This window comes from Streptomyces sp. Ac-502 (assembly GCF_045222935.1).
GTDB lineage: Bacteria > Actinomycetota > Actinomycetes > Streptomycetales > Streptomycetaceae > Streptomyces > Streptomyces monomycini.
On record NZ_JBHFFO010000001.1, the window covers coordinates 6,601,052 to 6,619,208 of the forward strand.

Genomic DNA, 18,157 nt, shown 5'->3' on the forward strand with positions numbered 1-18,157 from the left:
AAAGGGGCCTGGGCGGCCGCCGAATTCCGCGGCACCGTGACGGTGGTCACCGCGCGTGAATTCCCGGAATGCGCGGAGGGCGGATGCCGTTCACTCAGAACGGTCACCCTTCCGGCGATCACGGAACCAAGCTCACCAGGAGTTGTTGAATGCAGTGCTTCGACTGTGCGGAACTCGGCAGCGAGACCGCCGCGCTGGCCGTCTGCGCGGACTGCGGCGCGGCGGCCTGCGCCGCGCACGCCGCCGCCGTTCCGCGGACGGTCCACCGTACGGCGGGCCTGGGCCGCAGCACGGCCCACTCGGCGGGCCGCCGCCTGCTGTGCACGCACTGCCGGCACGCCGCGACAGCGGCGGCCTGACGCCGGACGGCCGCGGCCGGGGAGGGCCGGTGGCCCGGGCGGCCGCGAGCGGGGAGGGCCGGTGACCGGCGAGGGTCGGCGACCCGGGCGGGCCGTGGCCGGTGAGGCCCCGCGATGCCGGCGCTCAGGGCGCCGCGAGCCGCACGATCTCGCGCGGCCGGGACTCCCGCCCGTCGTAGGCGAGGTCGAGTCCGGACGCCGCCTGCACGGCGGCGAGCGACGCGGCCGACGCCTCCTCGGACTCCCACTGCACGATCGAGACCACCGCGTCGCCGTCCGCGGCCAGCCAGCAGTCCGCCGACAGGCACCCGGGGGTGCGCCGGAACTCCTCGGCGACGCGGCGTACGCGCTCGACGAACTCCGCGCGGTGCGCCGCGTGCGGGTAGTGGTGTGCCACCATGCCGACCTTCATGACGCTCTCCTTCACGTTGCCGGTGAGTGCGGGGTGCGGGCCGTGCCCGCGTGGTCGCCGGACCCGTACGGGAGCCCGAGCGCGCCGGCCGCGGCCCCGGCCACCAGCGACTCGTCGTACGGGGCCTGGCCGGACAGGGCGATCGACGTGCCCTCGACCGCGCCGACGAAGGCGAGCGCGAGGGTGCGGGGCGGCGGGCCGTCCGGCAGCGAGCCCGCCTCGCGGGCGGCGGTGACCAGACCGGTGCAGCGTTCGACGAGCGCCCGGTAGCCCTTCTCGATCTCGCGCCCCACCGGGTGGTCCTGCCCGGCGAACTCCAGCCGCAGCGCGATCGCCACGCGCGCGAAGTCCCGTCGGCAGTACACGGCGTGCCCGCGCGCCAGGGTGAGCAGCGCCGCGACCGGGTCCCGTTCCTGCTCGACGTGCCGGCCGACCTCCTGCCACCAGGTGTCCAGGACCCATTCGGTCACCGCCAGCGCCAGGTCCTGCTTGCCCGTGAACTGGTGGTAGAGCGCGCCGCGGGTGTAGCCGGCGTCCTGGGCGACCTGTTCGAGCCGGAGGTTGCCGTAGCCGTAGCGGGACAGCCCCCGGGCGGCCGCTTCCAGGAGGGCGGCGCGGGTGCGCGCCCTGCGGTCGGCCTGGGTGGTGCGGGGCGGCTTGGCGGTCGGTTCGGCCGCCAGCCCCGCTTCACCCTTACGTACATCCATGTATGTATGTTACGTGCGCCGGAGGCGCGGCACCAGGGGCCGCGGCCCGCGCGTTCTCACACCCAGAGATCCGTGATCGCGACGTCCAGATCGGCCAGGAGACGCCGCAGCAGCGGCAGCGACAGCCCGATGACGTTGCCGGGGTCGCCGTCGATGCCGTCGATGAACGGCGCCGACCGGCCGTCGAGCGTGAAGGCGCCCGCCACGTACAGCGGCTCGCCGGAGGCCACGTAAGCGGCGATCTCCGCGTCGCTCGGCTCGCCGAAGCGGACGGTGGTGGACGCGGTGGCCGACACCCGGCGGTTCCCGGCCGCCGTGTCGATCACGCAGTGCCCGGTCCGCAGGACCCCGGAACGGCCGCGCATCGCCTTCCAGCGGGCGGTCGCGTCCTCGGCGTCGGCGGGCTTGCCGAGCGCCCGGCCGTCCAGCTCCAGCACCGAGTCGCAGCCGATGACGAGGGCACCGGCGGTCTCGGGCCGCGCGGCCACCGCGGCGGCCTTCGCCTCGGCGAGCACCCGGGCCAGCTCGGCGGGGGAGTCCGCGGTGATCGCGTCCTCGTCGACGCCGCTGACGACGACCTCGGGCGCGAGCCCGGCCTGGCGCAGCAGGCCGAGCCGGGCGGGGGACTGGGAGGCGAGGACGAGACGGCGGGCGGCGGTGCCGGGCTGAACGGTCATGCCCGCCATCGTACGGAGCGGGGCGGACACGGAGAGGGCGGGCGCCGTCCGGCACCCGCCCTCTCCGTACTCACCCGGCCTCGCCCGGCCGCCCGCTCACTTGTTGAGCACGGCCTCCATGACCTTCTTGGCGATCGGGCCGCCCAGCTTGCCGCCGGCGATCTCCGAGCGCGGGATGTCCATGTCGGACGGGTCCACGAAGACCGCGACCGCGACCGGCGAGCCGTTGTCCTGCTTGGCGTACGAGACGAACCAGGCGTACGGGCGCTCGTCGCGGACGTCCGCGCCGTGCTGGGCGGTACCGGTCTTGGCGCCGACCTTGACGCCGTCGATCAGCGCCTTCTTCGCCGTGCCGTTCTCCGCGGTGTTCTCCATCATCTGCTGCACCTTCTTGGCGGTGTCCTCGGACACGGCCTGGTTCAGCTCCTTGGGCTTGAACGTCTCGATCGTCGACAGGTCGGGGCCGCGGGTCTCCTCGACCAGGTACGGCTGCATGACCTTGCCGTTGTTGGCGAGCCCGGCGACGACCATGGCCATCTGCAGCGGGGTGCTGGTCAGGCTGCCCTGGCCCATGCCGGTCAGCGCGGTCTGCGGCTTGTCCAGCTTCTCGGGGTAGCCGCTGGTGGCCGTACGGACCGGGGTGAAGAGCTTCTGGTTGAAGCCGAACTTCTCCGCCGTCTCGCGCATCTTGTCCTTGCCGAGCCGGTTCGCCGCCTCCAGGTAGGTGTTGTTGCAGGACCACTGCATACCGACCTTGAGGGACGCGTTCGCGCACGGCGCGGAGGCGATGTCGTTGCCGACCTTGGTGGTGGTGTTCGGCAGGGTGTACGGCACCGGGGCCTGCACCGGGGTGTCGATGTCCGGGACCACGCCGTGCTCCAGGGCCGCGGCGGCGGTGAGGATCTTGAACGTGGAGCCGGGCGGGTAGATCTCCAGGGACGCCCGGTTGTTCATCGGCTTGCTCTTGTCCTTGATGAGGGCGGTGTACCTGTCGCCCTCCTTGAAGGAGCTGCCCGCGAAGACGGACGGGTCGTAGGACGGCGTGCTCGCCATGGCGAGGATCTTGCCGGTGCCCGGTTCGAGGGCGACCACCGCGCCCTTGGCCTTGAGGTCGGTCAGGCTCTTGTACGCGGCCCGCTGCGCCTTCTCGTTGATGGTCGTCAGCACGTCGCCGCCGCGCGGCTTCTCTCCGGTGAGGATGTCCTTGGCGCGCTTGAGGAAGAGCTTGTCGTCCTTGCCGCTGAGGATGTCCTTGTAGACGCCCTCCAGGAACGTGCTGCCCTGCGACTGCGAGGCGTAGCCGGTGATCGGGGCGTACATCGGGCCGTCCTTGTAGACCCGCTTGTACTTGAAGTCGCCGGTCGTCTCGACCGAGTCGGTGATCGGCTTGCCGCCGACGATGATGTTGCCGCGCGGATACGAGAACGCCTCGATCTTCACCCGGCGGTTGTTGTCGTCGTTCGCCAGTGAGTCCGCCTGGACGAACTGGACCCAGGTGGCGCGCACCAGCAGCGCCAGCACCAGCACTCCGCAGAAGACGGCTATGTGTCTCAGCGGCCTGTTCATCGCTCTCCACTCCCCATGCCGTACGGCCCGGTGCCGCGCGCACCGGCCGTACGGGCGCCCGGATTGCGTCCTTCAGGGGTAAAGGATGTCCCAACTGGGGGTGGCGGTTGCAGGCGGGGTGTGTGAGCTGGTCCTCTTCGTCCGAATGCGAGAGACACGTGCCCGGACCTGTCACCGTGGAGTCCGCGGGTGACCGCGGACGGTGCCCGGACGCCGCGCCGCGGAGACCGTCCACGGCCCGGCCGCCGGACCTCTCAGGCCCCGCCGACCAGCATCACCATGAGCACGACCGCGGCCACGGCCAGCACGATGCCCATCCGGCGGAGCATCGCCTGCACCTGGCGCAGCTCCTCGGGAGGCTCGTCGGACGGATCGGACCACAGCATCCTTCGATCCTGCGCCGGGAACGCCGACGGCGCCTGAGTACGCGTACTCAAGCGCCGTCGGGCGGAAGGACTAGCGGACGGACCGGCGAGGACTAGCGGACGGACCGGCGGACGAGGGGCCGGCGGAGGGCCCGGGCGGCGGACGTCACCGCGGCCAGTAGCTCGTACGCCAGGCCCGCGGGCCCGGGTGCGGCAGCCGGCGGCGCGGGATCGTGGACGCCGGGTCGGCCCATTCGTCCGTACGTTCCGTGCCGGGCGCGGCGGAGGCGGCGGCAGCGGCCGCCGCCGCGCGGGTGCGAACCACCGCCAGTGCGGCGGCCAGCTCCTCGGGTGTGGGGTTGCCCCGGACGACCTTGATCATGGTCAACCGACCTCCTGGCTCTGACGGACTTGCGGCGGACGGCGGACGGCGGACGGTGCCGCCGACGGGCACGGGCGTCCCTACAGCGGGATGTTGCCGTGCTTCTTCGGGGGCAGCGACTCGCGCTTGTTGCGCAGCGTGCGCAGCCCGCGGACGATGTGCCGGCGGGTCTCCGAGGGCATGATCACCGCGTCGACGTAGCCGCGCTCGGCCGCCACGTAGGGGTTGAGCAGCGCGTCCTCGTACTCCTGGATCAGCTCCTGGCGGCGGGCGTCCTGCGCGTCCTGGTCCTCGATCGCGGCGAGCGCGCGGCGGTGCAGGATGTTGACCGCGCCCTGCGCGCCCATCACCGCGATCTGCGCGGTCGGCCAGGCCAGGTTCAGGTCCGCGCCCAGGTGCTTGGAGCCCATGACGTCGTACGCGCCGCCGAACGCCTTGCGGGTGATCACGGTGATCAGCGGAACCGTCGCCTCCGCGTAGGCGTAGATCAGCTTGGCGCCGCGCCGGATGATGCCGTCCCATTCCTGGTCCGTACCCGGCAGGAAGCCCGGTACGTCCACGAACGTCAGCACGGGGACGTTGAACGCGTCGCAGGTGCGCACGAACCGCGCGGCCTTCTCGCTCGCGTCGATGTCCAGCGTGCCCGCGTACTGCATCGGCTGGTTGGCGACGATGCCGACCGCGTGGCCCTCCACCCGGCCGAAGCCGGTGACCATGTTCGGCGCGAAGAGCGCCTGCGTCTCCAGGAACTCGCCGTCGTCGAGGACGTGCTCGATGGCGGTGTGCATGTCGTACGGCTGGTTCGCCGAGTCCGGGATCAGCGTGTCCAGCTCGCGGTCGTACTCCGAGGTCTCCAGGTCCGCCTCCTCGGGGAAGGCGGGCGGCTCGGAGAGGTTGTTGGACGGCAGGTAGGACAGCAGCGCCTTGACGTACTCGATGGCGTCCTTCTCGTCGCCCGCCATGTGGTGCGCGACGCCCGAGGTGCTGTTGTGCGTCCGGGCGCCGCCCAGCTCCTCGAAGCCCACGTCCTCGCCGGTGACGGTCTTGATGACGTCGGGTCCGGTGATGAACATGTGCGAGGTCTGGTCGACCATGACCGTGAAGTCGGTGATGGCGGGGGAGTAGACCGCGCCGCCCGCGCACGGGCCGACGATCAGCGAGATCTGCGGGATCACGCCGGAGGCGTGCACATTGCGGCGGAAGATCTCCGCGAACAGGCCGAGGGCCGCGACCCCCTCCTGGATACGGGCGCCGCCGCCGTCGTTGATGCCGACGACCGGGCAGCCGTTCTTCAGGGCGAAGTCCATCACCTTGACGATCTTCTCGCCGTAGACCTCGCCCAGCGAACCGCCGAAGATGGTGAAGTCCTGCGAGTACACGCAGACCGTGCGCCCGTCGACGGTGCCGTAACCGGTCACCACGCCGTCGCCGTAAGGCCGGTTCTTCTCCAGCCCGAAGTTGGTCGAACGGTGCCGCGCGAACTCGTCCAGCTCGACGAACGAACCCTCGTCGAGGAGCAGCTCCACGCGCTCACGCGCCGTCAGCTTGCCCTTCGCGTGCTGCTTTTCCACGGCCCGCGCGGACCCGGCGTGGGTGGCCTCCTCGATCCTGCGCTGAAGATCGGCCAGTTTGCCCGCGGTCGTGGTGATGTGTGCTTCCGGCTCGGACATCGGGATGCGGCTCCTGCTCGTCCTGGACTGGTGCTCGTACGAGGGTGGTACGGGGGTTGAACGGGATGGGCTACCGCTTCGTAGCGTATCGGCGGGACTGCTCAGCGGCACTGCGTCGTTGACCACACCTAGGCTGGGGCCATGACGTCTCAACCACCGGAAAACCAGGACAAAGACCGCTCGGGCGGCGACGGCGACGTGGCGCGCGCCGGATCGGGCCCGGGGGCGGGCTCCGGCGGGCACTGGTCCGACCTGGACCGGCCGCCGCTGAACGGGACGGCACTGCGGCGCGCCCTGCTGCGTCCCGGCTCGCTCTGGACCGGCCTCGACGTCGTGCCCGCGACCGGCTCGACCAACACCGACCTCGTCGCACGGGCCGCCGGAGGACTGACCGAGGGGGCCGTCCTCGTCGCCGAGGAGCAGTCGGCCGCGCGCGGCCGGCTGGACCGCAGGTGGTCGGCGCCGCCGCGCTCCGGCCTCTTCTTCTCCTTCTACCTCACCCCGCGGGTCCCGCCGGAGCGCTGGGGCTGGCTGCCGCTGCTCGCCGGGGTGGCGACCGCCGGCGCGGTGGCCCGCGTCGCGGGCGTGGACACCGCCCTGAAGTGGCCCAACGACCTGCTGGTGACCGTCGGTGACGAGGAGCGCAAGGCCGGCGGCATCCTCGCGGAACGCGCCGGCGACGGCGTGGTCGTCGGCATCGGCCTCAACGTCACGCTGCGCGCCGAGGAACTGCCCGTACCCGGTGCCGGTTCGCTCGCCCTGGCCGGCGCCAAGGTGACCGACCGGGACCCGGTGCTGCGGGCCGTACTGCGGTCGGTCGAGGACTGGTACGGGCAGTGGACCGCGGCGGACGGCGACGCGGCGGCCTGCCGCCTCCAGGACGCGTACGCGGCCGGGTGCGCCACGCTCGGCCGCTCGGTACGCGCCGAACTGCCCGGCGACCGGGCGCTGCTCGGTGAGGCGGTGGCCATCGACGGTGACGGGCGGCTGGTGCTCGCCACGGAGGAGGGCATGCAGCGGCCGGTCGCGGCGGGGGACATCGTGCACGTGCGGTCGGCGGCGCAGGAGTAGGGGGCGGTTGGCGGGACGGCGGTGCGGGTCGGCACGGGGCGGCTGTGTCAGGCGAGGCCGGGCTGAGCCCCTGAACGCACCGCCGATCCGCCTCCGGTCCGCATCGTGATCAGAAATGATCAGATCCTGGTCAAGAAACCTCGGGAGCAATCGCACTTATCTGCCGATAGGGGCGATAGCGCCGAGGTGTGAGAGTGAGCCAGAGCACACCTGCCGTATCGTTGAGGCCGTCCGCCGTGGAGCGGGCGAACGAGCGAGAAGTGATCGGAAGGGCAGTGCGCAGGGAACGGACAGGGAGCGAGCGGTGACCGCCGACGACTCGGGCGCCGGCCCGCGCGAAGCGGACATCGCTCCTCGTGAGACGGGGGCCGCTCCACGTGAGGGGGACTCGGTGCCTGCGGACGGCGCGGCGCGCGCCGACGGCACGCCCGAGCCGGCCGGTGCCCACGGGAGCGACCGGACCGGTGGCGCCGACCGGACCGGCCCCATGCCCGGCACGGTGAACGGGGCGAGCGCCGACAGCGCGGGGGACGACCCCGACGACGACACCATCGCCATCCGCCTGGAACAGCTGATCCTCGGCTCCGACCGCCGCTACACCCCTTCCAGGCGGCCCGCAGCGCCGGCGTCTCCATGGAGCTGGCCTCCCGCTTCTGGCGCGCCATGGGCTTCGCCGACATCGGCCAGGTCAAGGCGCTCACCGAGGCCGACGTACTGGCGCTGCGCCGGCTGGCGGGCCTGGTGGAGGCCGGACTGCTCAGCGAGGCGATGGCGGTGCAGGTGGCCCGCTCCACCGGGCAGACCACGGCGCGCCTCGCCGACTGGCAGATCGACTCCTTCCTGGAGGGCCTGACCGAACCGCAGGACTCCGGTCTGACCCGTACGGAGATCACCTACCCCCTCGTCGAGCTCCTGCTGCCCGAGCTGGAGGAGTTCCTGGTCTACGTCTGGCGCCGCCAGCTCGCCGCCGCGACCGGCCGCGTCGTGCAGGCCCAGGACGACGCGGAGATGGTCGACCGGCGCCTCGCGGTGGGCTTCGCCGACCTCGTCGGCTTCACCCGGCTGACCCGCCGCCTGGAGGAGGAGGAACTGGGCGAGCTGGTCGAGGCGTTCGAGACCACCGCCGCCGACCTGGTCGCCGCGCACGGCGGCCGGCTCATCAAGACGCTCGGCGACGAGGTCCTGTTCGCCGCCGACGACGCGGGCACGGCGGCCGAGATCGGGCTCCGCCTCATCGAGACCATGGCCAACGACGAGACGATGCCGGAGCTGCGCGTCGGCATCGCGTTCGGCACGGTCACGACGCGGATGGGCGACGTCTTCGGTACGACCGTGAACCTGGCCAGCCGCCTGACGTCGATAGCTCCGAAGGACACGGTGCTGGTGGACGAGGCGTTCGCGGAGGAGCTCAGCCGCATGGGTGAGGCGCCCGTCTCCGAGGCCGACGCGAAGGCCGCCGCCGCGGCGGCCGCGGCCGGGGCCGGGCCGCTGCCCGAGTACCGCTTCGCGCTCCAGCCGATGTGGCAGCGGCCGGTGCGCGGACTGGGCGTCGTCGAGCCCTGGCTCCTCAGCCGCCGCGGCTGATCCCGGTACGCCGCCGCCTGCCGCAGGCGTACGCCGTCGCCCGCTGCCCCGGTGCCTGTTGCGTCCCTGACTAGAGTGACGGAACGATCGTTAACCAGGGATGGTCGTCAACCAGGGAGGGTGCCGCATGGACACGCAACGCTTCGGGGACTTCGTCGGCGTACACCGGCACGGGCACGTGGCCGAACTGCGGCTCGACCGGCCCAAGGCGATGAACGCCGTGTCCACGGCCATGGCGGACGGCATCAGCGCCGCCTGCGCCGCGCTCGCCGCCGACCGGGACGTCCGCGTCACCGTCCTCACCTCCACCCACGAGCGGGCCTTCTGCGTGGGCGCCGACCTGAAGGAACGTAACTCCTTCAGCGACGCCGACCTGATGCGGCAGCGCCCGCGCACCCGGGCCGCCTACACCGGCGTCCTGGAACTGCCGATGCCCACCGTCGCGGCCGTGCACGGCTTCGCCCTCGGCGGCGGCTTCGAGCTGGCGCTGTCCTGCGACCTGATCGTGGCGGACCGTACGGCGGTGGTCGGGCTGCCCGAGGTGTCGGTCGGCGTCATCCCCGGGGGCGGCGGCACGCAGCTGCTCCCGCGGCGGGTGGGAGCGGCCCGCGCGGCCGAGCTGATCTTCACGGGGCGGCGGGTGGAGGCGGCGGAGGCGCGGGAGCTGGGCCTGATCGACCACCTGGTGGACGAGGCCCAGGACACGCGGGAGGCCCTGGAGCTCGCCGGGCGCATCGCCCGCAACTCCCCGGTCGGCCTGCGCGCCGCCAAGCGCGCCCTGCGCCTGGGCCACGGCCTCGACCTGCGCACCGGCCTCGACCTGGAGGACGGTGCCTGGCGCAGCGTCGCCTTCTCGGCGGACCGGGCGGAGGGCGTGGCCGCCTTCGTCGAGAAGCGCGGCCCGGAGTGGCCGGGGGAGTAGAGGGGTACCCGGCTCATCCCGTCCTCGCCCGGTCGGGACGGGTCCGAACAGGTCGGAAAGGGCGAACGCTCTGGAACATTCCTACGCTGTAGTGACACGTAGTGCTCACGGTGACGGAATGCGAGGTCCGGTGACGGGCGACGGCGATGACAGGCTCCGGGCCGTGGTGGCACTGGCGCAGGCGATGGCGGCGGCGCACACCCCGCGCGCTTCGGTGCGGGCCGCCGCGGACGGGGTGCGGGCCGCCCTCGGGGGGTCGTTCGCGGCGATCTCGGCCTGGGAGCGTGAGCTGGGCCGGCTGAAGGTGCTGGTCAACGTCGGTGAGCTGGCCGACGGGGAGGTGACGTTCCCCGAGGACGAGTCCTACCCGGTGCACGAGTTCCCGGAGATCGTCGGGTTTCTGCACGAGCGGTGGGCCGAAGGCGGCCAGCCCAACGCCTGGGTGGAGACTGTCGCGGACGAGCCGTCGCACGACGGCCGGTACAACCACCAGCGGGTGGCCGCGCTGCGCCGCCGGGGCCGCGGCTGCTGCGTGGTCGCGCCGATCGTGCTGCACGGGCGGGCATGGGGCGAGGTGTACGTGGCCCGCTCGGCCGGGGAGCCGGCGTTCACGCGCGCGGACGCGGACTTCGCCACCGTACTGGCCGCGGTGGCGGCGGCCGGGATCGCGCAGACCGAGCGGCTGGCGGAGGCGCGCCGGCTGGCGTTCACGGACGCGCTGACCGGCCTCGCCAACCGGCGCGCGGTGGACATGCGGCTCGACGAGGCCCTGGAGCGGAACCGGCGGGACGGTGCGGTGGTGAGCCTGGTGGTGTGCGATCTGAACGGGCTGAAGCGGGTGAACGACTCGTGCGGGCACGCCGTCGGCGACCGGTTGCTGGAACGTTTCGGCTCGGTGCTGTCCCTGTGCGGCGCCATACTGCCGGGCGCCCTCGCCGCCCGGCTCGGCGGCGACGAGTTCTGCCTGCTCACGGTGGGTCCGTCGGCCGACGAGGTGGCCAAGGTGGCCGGCGAGCTGTGCGACCGGGCGGCGGAGCTGGAGCTCGGCGAGGGGGTGGCGGTCGGCGTCGCGTCGACCGGCGACCCGATCGGGCCGGTGCGCTCGGCCCGCCGCCTGTTCCGGCTGGCGGACGCCGCCCAGTACCGGGCGAAGGGCTCCGGCTCGCGCGGCCCGGTGGTCGCGGGCCGGGACGGCGGTACGGACGACCCGGTGATCCGCCTGGCAGACGCCCCGGAACGCACCTCGTCGAGGGAACGCCGCCGCTTCCGGCGGTGAGCTGACCCGCGGCCCGCCCGCCCGCGGTGTCCGGACCGCCCGTGGTCTCCGGCCTGTCCGCGGTCTTAGGCCTGTCCGTGGTCTCCGGCCCGCTCGTGCACGCTGTCGGACCCGTCCGCGTACGGTGTCCGGCGCGGCGTACCGCACGGCGGCCGCCGAGCGGGAGATCCAGTGGTGACATCCAGGGATTCAGTCTCTAGGGTGCCTGAATATGGATATGCACACTGTGGTGTTGGGGACGTCCGGCACGACCGCACAGGACGTCATCGCCGTCGCCCGCGGCGCCGCCCGTATCGAGCTGTCCGAGGAGGCCATGGCGGCCGTCGCCGCCGCCCGCGCGGTCATCGACGACCTCGCCGCCAAGCCGGACCCGGTGTACGGCGTCTCCACGGGCTTCGGTGCCCTGGCCGTACGCCACATCAGCCCGGAGCTGCGCGCCCAGCTCCAGCGCAACATCGTGCGCTCGCACGCCGCCGGCATGGGCCCGCGGGTGGAGCGCGAGGTGGTGCGCGCGCTGATGTTCCTGCGCCTGAAGACGCTGGCCTCCGGACGTACGGGCGTCCGGCCGCTCGTCGTCGGCACGATGGCGGAGATCCTCAACGCCGGGATCATCCCGGTCGTGCACGAGTACGGCTCGCTCGGCTGCTCCGGCGACCTCGCGCCGCTGTCGCACTGCGCCCTGACGCTCATGGGCGAGGGCGAGGCGGAAGGCCCGGACGGCGTCGTGCGCCCGGCCGGCGAACTGCTCGCCGAGCACGGCATCGCGCCGGTCGAACTGCGCGAGAAGGAGGGCCTGGCCCTCCTGAACGGCACCGACGGCATGCTCGGCATGCTGGTCATGGCCTGCGCCGACCTGGCCCGCCTCTTCACCACCGCGGACATCACCGCGGCGCTCTCCCTGGAGGCGCTGCTCGGCACGGACAAGGTGCTCGCGCCGGAACTGCACGCCATCCGTCCGCATCCCGGGCAGGCGGCCTCGGCCGCCAACATGCTCAAGGTCCTGGCCGGTTCGGGGCTCACCGGCCACCACCAGGACGACGCGCCGCGCGTCCAGGACGCCTACTCCATCCGCTGCGCCCCGCAGGTCGCGGGCGCGGGCCGGGACACGCTGGACCACGCCCGTCTGGTCGCGAGCCGGGAGCTGGCCGCCGCCGTCGACAACCCGGTGGTGCTGGAGGACGGCCGGGTCGAGTCGAACGGCAACTTCCACGGCGCGCCGGTCGCGTACGTACTGGACTTCCTCGCCGTCGCCGCGGCCGACCTCGGCTCCATCGCGGAGCGCCGTACGGACCGCCTGCTGGACAAGAACCGCTCGCACGGCCTGCCCGCCTTCCTGGCCGGTGACCCGGGCGTCGACTCGGGCCTGATGATCGCCCAGTACACGCAGGCCGCGCTGGTCAGCGAGCTGAAGCGGCTGGCAGCGCCCGCCTCGGTGGACTCCATCCCGTCCTCCGCGATGCAGGAGGACCACGTCTCCATGGGCTGGTCGGCGGCGCGCAAGCTGCGGACCGCGGTGGACAACCTGACCCGGGTGCTCGCCGTCGAGCTGTACGCGGCGACCCGGGCGGTGGAGATGCGTACGGGCCTGACCCCGGCGCCGGCCACCCGTGCGGTGCTGGACGCCGTACGGGCCGCGGGCGTCCAGGGGCCGGGGAGGACCGTTTCCTCGCGCCGGACCTGGAGGCGGCGTACGACTTCGTCCGCGACGGCCGGCTGGTCGAGGCGGTCGAGAAGGTCACGGGGGAGCTGGCCTGACGGCCGGGGCGGTGGCGATCCGGTGCCGGGCGGGGCGGGCGCGGTTCGCTCCGCCCGCTCCGCGCTTCCGGTAGGCGTTTCCGCCCCGCCCGGCCGCCGTCCGGAGATCCGCGCGGTTCTCCGCGCTTCTTTGCCAGGTCGGAGCCAGGCCCCGGGTCGGTCAGGCCACGTCGCCGCGGCTGCGGCGGACGGAGAAGCCGACCAGCCCGGCGCCGATGCCGAGGAAGGCGGCGCCCCCGACGACGTACGGCGTGGTGTCGAACGCGCCGGTGTCGGCGAGCAGCGTTCCCTGCCCGGTCGTGGAATCCTGCTGGTCCGTACTGGTCTGCGTGGCGGCGTGCGGCTGCGTCTTCGGCGCCTGCTGGGCCGACCGGGGGTGTCGTGCGGCGTCCGTTCGCCGTGTTCGACGGTGGCGTTCGCGGACGGTACGAACCACAGGGCGAGCAGTACCGATCCCGCGGCTGCGGCGGTCAGCAGTGGTCGACGTGCGGTCACGGGCACAGAAACGATCCCCCTTGTGGGCTCGGCAAATTGACCGTTGACAACAGATGTTAGTGACAGCCGCGGGTCGTGGGGAAGTCAGGAGCCGGTGGTGCTTACGCTCCCTGACATGAGCAACGACGAGACATCACGGTTTGTCCGGCTCCATGTCGAACTCGTCATGGAGGTCGCCGACTCGGGCCGGCTGACCGGCGCGGCACTCGACCACATCAACGGTGACCCTTCTCTACCCGCGGAGGAGCGCGACCATGCGCGGGAAACGGTCCAGACCGATCCGGCGGAGGCGCTGGCGTACCTCGTGGACCCCTTCGACCTGGTCGAGGGCGTCCCGGGGGTGGAGCTGACGCAGGCGTCCTGGAGCAGCGAGGAGATCGACTACGACGCCGACGCGGAGTGGGTCCTCGGGCACGACGCCGAGGACGACGACTTCCCGGAGGACGAGGAACCCGAGACGGCCGGGGCCGCCGGGGCGGCCGAGGTGTCCGCGGACGGGGTGCGCGCCCGCTTCTGAGGAGCCGTCCGCAGCCGACGCCAGGCGATCTTCGTACGGCCTCCGTACGACATCCGTACGACCGCCACGCGATCTCCGTACGACACCCGTCGCCGTCCGGAGGTCGCGTGGCGTTTCCCACAGCTGCCGTACGCATGGAACGGACGAAACGGAACAGACGTTCATGATGGTGTCGGCCGGCAGTACGCGGCGCGGCGCCCGGCTCGGGGGTTTCCGGGTTCGGCAGCAAGGCAATGGAGAGTCGTGTGATGACGGACAGCAAGCGTCGCAAAGGCCTGATAGCCACTGCCGCGCTGCTCGGGGGTGTGCTGACACTCGGGGCGTGCGGTGGCGGTGACGGCGGTGACGGGGGCGGCCAGGACAACACGAAGAAGGTCGACGAGGCGGCGGCGAAGGACGCCTCGGAAGCCAAGATCAAGATCGAACCGAAGAACGGATCCACCGACGCGGGCATCAACAGCGCCGCCAAGGTCACCGTCGCCGGCGGCAAGCTCACCGACGTCACGATGACCGCCGGTGAGAACAAGAAGCCGGTCGAGGGCACGCTCGCCGCCGACGGCAGCTCCTGGCAGCCGAAGAAGCAGCTGGAGCGCTCGACCAAGTACACGATCACCGCGCACGCCGCCGACGGCGAGGGCCGCAAGGCGGTGGAGCACTCGACCTTCACCACGGTCTCCCCGAAGAACAGCTTCATAGGCAACTACACACCGGAGGACGGCTCGACCGTCGGTGTCGGCATGCCCGTGTCGGTCAACTTCGACAAGCCGGTGAAGAACAAGAAGGACGTCCAGTCCGCGATCAAGGTGGCGTCCAGCAGCAACCAGGAGATCGTCGGCCACTGGTTCGGCGACCAGCGCCTGGACTTCCGCCCCAAGGACTACTGGAAGCCCAACTCCAAGGTCACCGTCGACCTGAAGCTGGACGGCGTCGAGGCCGCACCCGGCGTCAAGGGCGTCCAGAACAAGACGGTGAACTTCCAGATCGGCCGGTCGCAGGTCAGCACGGTCGACGCCAAGACCCACCAGATGACGGTGGTGCGCGACGGCAAGACGATCAAGACCATCCCGATCTCGGCGGGCAGCAAGGACCACCCGACGTACAACGGCAAGATGGTCGTCTCGGAGAAGTACCAGCAGACCCGGATGGACGGCTCCACCGTCGGCTTCACCAACAACGACGGCAAGGGCGAGTACGACATCCCCGATGTCCCGCACGCCATGCGCCTGTCCAGCTCCGGCACGTTCCTGCACGGCAACTACTGGGGCAAGGGCATCTTCGGCAACGCCAACACCAGCCACGGCTGCATCGGCCTGGAGGACGTCCAGGGCGCCGGCGACCCCGGCACGGACGGCGCCTGGTTCTACCAGAACTCCCTGGTCGGTGACGTCGTCCACATGATCAACTCCCCGGACAAGACGATCAAGCCGGACAACGGTCTCAACGGCTGGAACATGGACTGGAACGAGTGGGTGGCGGGCAGCGCCGTGAAGTAGCGCGCCTTCGCCCCTCGGCTCGGAGGGCGGGCCCCCGCCGTGCACAGGCGGGGGCCCGCCCTCCGTATCGTGACCACGTGAGCAAGCGCGACGACGGACAGCGGCAACGGGGCGGCCGGGCGGCGGCCGGTGAACTGGTCGGCACCGTGCTCGGCACCGTCCGGTACGCCGAGGACGGGACGCCCGCCGAGGACGCCCTGGAGGCCGGCGCCTCCATGCTGGCAGCGGCGCCCGCGGGCCCGGAAGCCGTCAGCGCCGCGCTGCTGGCCGCGGCGGAGGACGGCGTACGGCGCTGCTGGCAGGGCGGCTGGCAGCCCGCCGACCTGGAGCGGATCGTACGGCGCGAGACGGGCGGCGGCCCGCGTACCGCCGTGATCGTGGACGCGATGGCCGCCGAAGCCCAGCGCGCGGGCCGGGCCGCGGAACGCGCCCGCGGGCCCCGCTGGGCGGCCCAGCTGCGCGACCTGGGAGCCGAGCTCTGGTGGCAGTCGGACGCCCGCTACATCCACGAGCTGGCGCACCGCCGCCGCAGCTCACGTTTCGAGACGACGTACGACGTACTGGCAGCGCTGCGCGTCCTGGCGCGCCTGCCCCGCATCACACCCCTCCCGGCGGCCCGTCCGGTACGCGCGCACGCGCCCGCCGAGTCCCGGACCCTGGGCCGTATCCGCGGCCTGCTCGCCAAGGCCGAGGCGACGGACTACCCGGAGGAGGCGGAGGCGCTGTCGGCCAAAGCCCAGGAGCTGATGGCGCGCCACAGCATCGACGAAGCACTCCTCGACCACGCCGGCACCGGCACCGGCACCGACGGCGGCCGGGGAGCCGCCCCCTCCGCCATCCGCATCGGCATCGAGGGCCCGTACGAGCAGGCGAAGGCCCTGTTGCTCGACGCGGTCGCCACCGCCAACCGCTGCCAGGCCGTCTGGTCCGGCGACGTGGCCTTCTCCACCCTCATCGGCTTCGAAGCCGACCTGGAGGCCACCGAACTCCTCTACACCTCGCTGCTCCTCCAGGCCACCACCGCCATGCACCGCGCGGGCGACGCCCACCACAGCCGCGGCCGGTCCCGCCGTACCCGCGACTTCCGCCAGACCTTCCTCGTCGCGTACGCCGACCGCATCCGTGCCCGCCTGACCGCGGCCACACAGGAGGCGACCGCCGAGGCCGCGGGCGGCACCCCGGACCTCCTGCCGGTCCTGGCCGCCCGCGAGGTCGCCGTGGCGGAGACCACCGGCGAACTGTTCCCCGACACCGCAGCCATCCGGATGCGGGGCGTACGCGACGCCGCCGGCTGGGAACAGGGCGCCGCGGCAGCCGACCGCGCCCATCTCCACCACCGAAAGACCTGACCCCGGCGGCGGGCCCTTGAGCCGATCCCCCAGATCCGCCCCTCGTTTTGCCCCCTCGCGTCAGCGCCAGTCGGACGGTGCGCCGACCGGCGCCGCAGCGGCGCCGCCGGACCGCCCCGCGCCGCCCGGCCGCTGCGCCCCACCGGCCGCGTAGCAGGCCTCCGGATCGTCACCCCCGGTGGGCGCCGTGGCGGCGATGAGGGCGTCCAGCGTCTCCCGTGCGGCCAGCAGGCCGGCCACCGCCTCGTTGATGCGTTCACGCTCCCGGTGCAGGTCGGGCAGCATGCCGGAACAGGCAGGCGCCAGGGTCTGCCCGTCGTCGGTCATGCAGGGCATCAGCTCGGCGATCGTGGCGGTGCCGAGACCGGCGCCGAGCAGCATGCGGATGCCCCGGACGGTGGCTATGTCCTCTTCGGCGAACTCGCGGTACCCGCTGGCCCGCCGCGACGGCTTGAGCAGCCCCTGCTCCTCGTAGTAACGCAGCAGACGCTGGCTGACCCCGGTCCGCCGGGAGAACTCCCCCATACGCATGTGACGACCACCACGTTCAGTTGACTCTCACACCGATGTGAGACAGCAGTCTATTCCGCATGGCTGACAACCGATCAGAAACCTCGCCGCACGCATCCGTTACCGTCATCGGCCTCGGCCCCATGGGCCTCGCGCTCGCCGAAACGCTCCTGCGGAACGGCCACCCCACGACCGTCTGGAACCGCAGCCCGGAGAAGGCCGACAGCCTCGTGGCCAAGGGGGCCCGCCGCGCGGAGACGGCCGCCGAAGCGATCTCCGCGAGCGCTGTCACGGTCGTCTGTCTCAAGGACTACGCGACCATGTACGCGGTGTTCGACTCCGCCGGCGACGCCTTGAAGGGCCGTGCACTGGTGAACCTCAACTCCGGCACACCGAACGACGCGCGAGCGGCGTCCCGTTGGGCGGCCGGGCGAGACGTCACCTACCTGGACGGCGCGATCATGGTGCCGCCGCCGCTCGTCGGGCACCCCGAGTCCGTCTCCCTCTACAGCGGTGCACAGCATGTCTTCGACGAGCACCGGACGACGCTGGCGAGCCTGGGCGACCCCCGGTACCTCGGCCCCGACCCCACCCTGGCGGTGCTGTACAACACCGCGCTGCTCGACCTGATGTACGCCACCATGAACGGCTTCCTGCACGCCACAGCGCTGGTCGGATCGGCGAACGTCCCGGCGGCCGAGTTCGCCGGTCTCGCCCTCGACTGGTTCATGCCCACAGTGGTGAACGCAACCCTCACCGAGCACGCCCCCGCCCTGGACAGGGGGGACTACCCCGGCGACGCGGGCACCATAAAGATGAACCTCCACGCGCTCGACCACCTCACCCGCACCTGCGTGGAGCAGGGCATCCACGCCGACCAGCCGCAACTCATGAAGGCGATCGCCGAGCAGGCGATCGCCCAAGGCCACGGCGGCAAGAACTACCTGGCCGTGCACGAGGTCTTCAAGCAGCCGAGCCAGTCCCGCCGACCCAGCTAAACCCCCAGCACCTCTTCATCCCCCGCCAGTGCCCGAAAGTACTCCGCCG

The 18,157-nt window shown here is 72.3% G+C and carries 16 protein-coding genes and 3 pseudogenes; 10 read left to right on the forward strand and 9 right to left on the reverse strand.

What is annotated here, in order from left to right; translation table 11 throughout:
• The first annotated feature begins 149 nt into the window (after window positions 1–149).
• On the forward strand, window positions 150–359 hold the full coding sequence (locus ACEXOX_RS30185) for a DUF2180 family protein (RefSeq protein ID WP_361160271.1): 210 nt from the start codon (window positions 150–152) through the stop codon (window positions 357–359).
• Window positions 360–483: 124 nt separating this feature from the next.
• Here the strand turns inward: ACEXOX_RS30185 and ACEXOX_RS30190 are convergent, their stop codons facing one another.
• From ACEXOX_RS30190 to ACEXOX_RS30220, 7 genes are all read right to left on the reverse strand, one after another.
• Window positions 484–771, reverse strand: a complete 288-nt coding sequence (locus ACEXOX_RS30190; RefSeq protein WP_406524249.1) for an antibiotic biosynthesis monooxygenase — start codon at window positions 769–771, stop codon at window positions 484–486.
• 11 nt (window positions 772–782) lie between these two features.
• Window positions 783–1,478 (reverse strand): TetR/AcrR family transcriptional regulator, encoded by a 696-nt coding sequence (locus ACEXOX_RS30195; RefSeq protein ID WP_406524250.1) that lies wholly within the window; start codon window positions 1,476–1,478, stop codon window positions 783–785.
• 56 nt (window positions 1,479–1,534) lie between these two features.
• Window positions 1,535–2,155 carry a Maf family protein gene (locus ACEXOX_RS30200; RefSeq protein ID WP_406524251.1) on the reverse strand — a complete coding sequence of 207 codons (621 nt, stop codon included), beginning with the start codon at window positions 2,153–2,155 and terminating at the stop codon, window positions 1,535–1,537.
• A gap of 96 nt (window positions 2,156–2,251) precedes the next feature.
• Window positions 2,252–3,721 (reverse strand): peptidoglycan D,D-transpeptidase FtsI family protein, encoded by a 1,470-nt coding sequence (locus ACEXOX_RS30205; protein WP_406524252.1) that lies wholly within the window; start codon window positions 3,719–3,721, stop codon window positions 2,252–2,254.
• A 254-nt stretch (window positions 3,722–3,975) separates the two neighbouring features.
• Entirely contained in the window at window positions 3,976–4,107 is a 132-nt protein-coding gene (mmpB, locus tag ACEXOX_RS30210) for a morphogenic membrane protein MmpB (RefSeq protein WP_406524253.1), read from the reverse strand.
• 145 nt (window positions 4,108–4,252) lie between these two features.
• Window positions 4,253–4,468, reverse strand: a complete 216-nt coding sequence (locus tag ACEXOX_RS30215; RefSeq protein WP_030020617.1) for an acyl-CoA carboxylase subunit epsilon — start codon at window positions 4,466–4,468, stop codon at window positions 4,253–4,255.
• Window positions 4,469–4,548: 80 nt separating this feature from the next.
• Window positions 4,549–6,138, reverse strand: coding sequence for an acyl-CoA carboxylase subunit beta (locus tag ACEXOX_RS30220; RefSeq protein WP_406524254.1), 1,590 nt, complete (start codon window positions 6,136–6,138; stop codon window positions 4,549–4,551).
• Between the two features lie 141 nt (window positions 6,139–6,279).
• Here ACEXOX_RS30220 and ACEXOX_RS30225 point away from each other — a divergent pair, with 141 nt between their 5' ends.
• The 5 genes and pseudogenes from ACEXOX_RS30225 to hutH all read left to right on the forward strand — a co-directional run bounded on the left by ACEXOX_RS30225 (window position 6,280) and on the right by hutH (window position 12,746).
• Window positions 6,280–7,209 (forward strand): biotin--[acetyl-CoA-carboxylase] ligase, encoded by a 930-nt coding sequence (locus tag ACEXOX_RS30225; protein ID WP_406524255.1) that lies wholly within the window; start codon window positions 6,280–6,282, stop codon window positions 7,207–7,209.
• 487 nt (window positions 7,210–7,696) lie between these two features.
• Window positions 7,697–8,793, forward strand: a pseudogene (locus ACEXOX_RS30230) (adenylate/guanylate cyclase domain-containing protein).
• Between the two features lie 127 nt (window positions 8,794–8,920).
• Window positions 8,921–9,715, forward strand: a complete 795-nt coding sequence (locus ACEXOX_RS30235) for an enoyl-CoA hydratase/isomerase family protein (RefSeq protein ID WP_406524256.1) — start codon at window positions 8,921–8,923, stop codon at window positions 9,713–9,715.
• Window positions 9,716–9,833: 118 nt separating this feature from the next.
• The gene (locus ACEXOX_RS30240) at window positions 9,834–10,991 is read left to right on the forward strand and encodes a diguanylate cyclase domain-containing protein (RefSeq protein WP_406524257.1); all 1,158 of its coding nucleotides are present in this window, start codon (window positions 9,834–9,836) and stop codon (window positions 10,989–10,991) included.
• Between the two features lie 211 nt (window positions 10,992–11,202).
• Window positions 11,203–12,746 (forward strand): annotated as a pseudogene (hutH, locus tag ACEXOX_RS30245) (histidine ammonia-lyase).
• A gap of 160 nt (window positions 12,747–12,906) precedes the next feature.
• On the opposite strand, the pseudogene ACEXOX_RS30250 reads toward hutH, so the two are convergent.
• Window positions 12,907–13,241, reverse strand: a pseudogene (locus tag ACEXOX_RS30250) (hypothetical protein).
• A 115-nt stretch (window positions 13,242–13,356) separates the two neighbouring features.
• Between ACEXOX_RS30250 and ACEXOX_RS30255 the strand changes: the two are divergent.
• The 3 genes from ACEXOX_RS30255 (at window position 13,357) to ACEXOX_RS30265 (ending at window position 16,600) form a co-directional block, all read left to right on the forward strand.
• The gene (locus ACEXOX_RS30255; protein ID WP_406524258.1) at window positions 13,357–13,758 is read left to right on the forward strand and encodes a hypothetical protein; all 402 of its coding nucleotides are present in this window, start codon (window positions 13,357–13,359) and stop codon (window positions 13,756–13,758) included.
• Window positions 13,759–14,006: 248 nt separating this feature from the next.
• Complete coding sequence (locus ACEXOX_RS30260; protein WP_406524259.1) at window positions 14,007–15,251, forward strand: Ig-like domain-containing protein; 1,245 nt, start codon at window positions 14,007–14,009, stop codon at window positions 15,249–15,251.
• Between the two features lie 77 nt (window positions 15,252–15,328).
• The gene (locus ACEXOX_RS30265) at window positions 15,329–16,600 is read left to right on the forward strand and encodes a DUF2786 domain-containing protein (RefSeq protein ID WP_406524260.1); all 1,272 of its coding nucleotides are present in this window, start codon (window positions 15,329–15,331) and stop codon (window positions 16,598–16,600) included.
• 60 nt (window positions 16,601–16,660) lie between these two features.
• On the opposite strand, the gene ACEXOX_RS30270 is transcribed toward ACEXOX_RS30265, so the two are convergent.
• Window positions 16,661–17,131 (reverse strand): MerR family transcriptional regulator, encoded by a 471-nt coding sequence (locus ACEXOX_RS30270; RefSeq protein ID WP_406524261.1) that lies wholly within the window; start codon window positions 17,129–17,131, stop codon window positions 16,661–16,663.
• A gap of 59 nt (window positions 17,132–17,190) precedes the next feature.
• Between ACEXOX_RS30270 and ACEXOX_RS30275 the strand changes: the two genes are divergently transcribed.
• Entirely contained in the window at window positions 17,191–18,108 is a 918-nt protein-coding gene (locus ACEXOX_RS30275) for an NAD(P)-dependent oxidoreductase (protein WP_406524262.1), read from the forward strand.
• The last annotated feature ends 49 nt before the right edge of the window (window positions 18,109–18,157 follow it).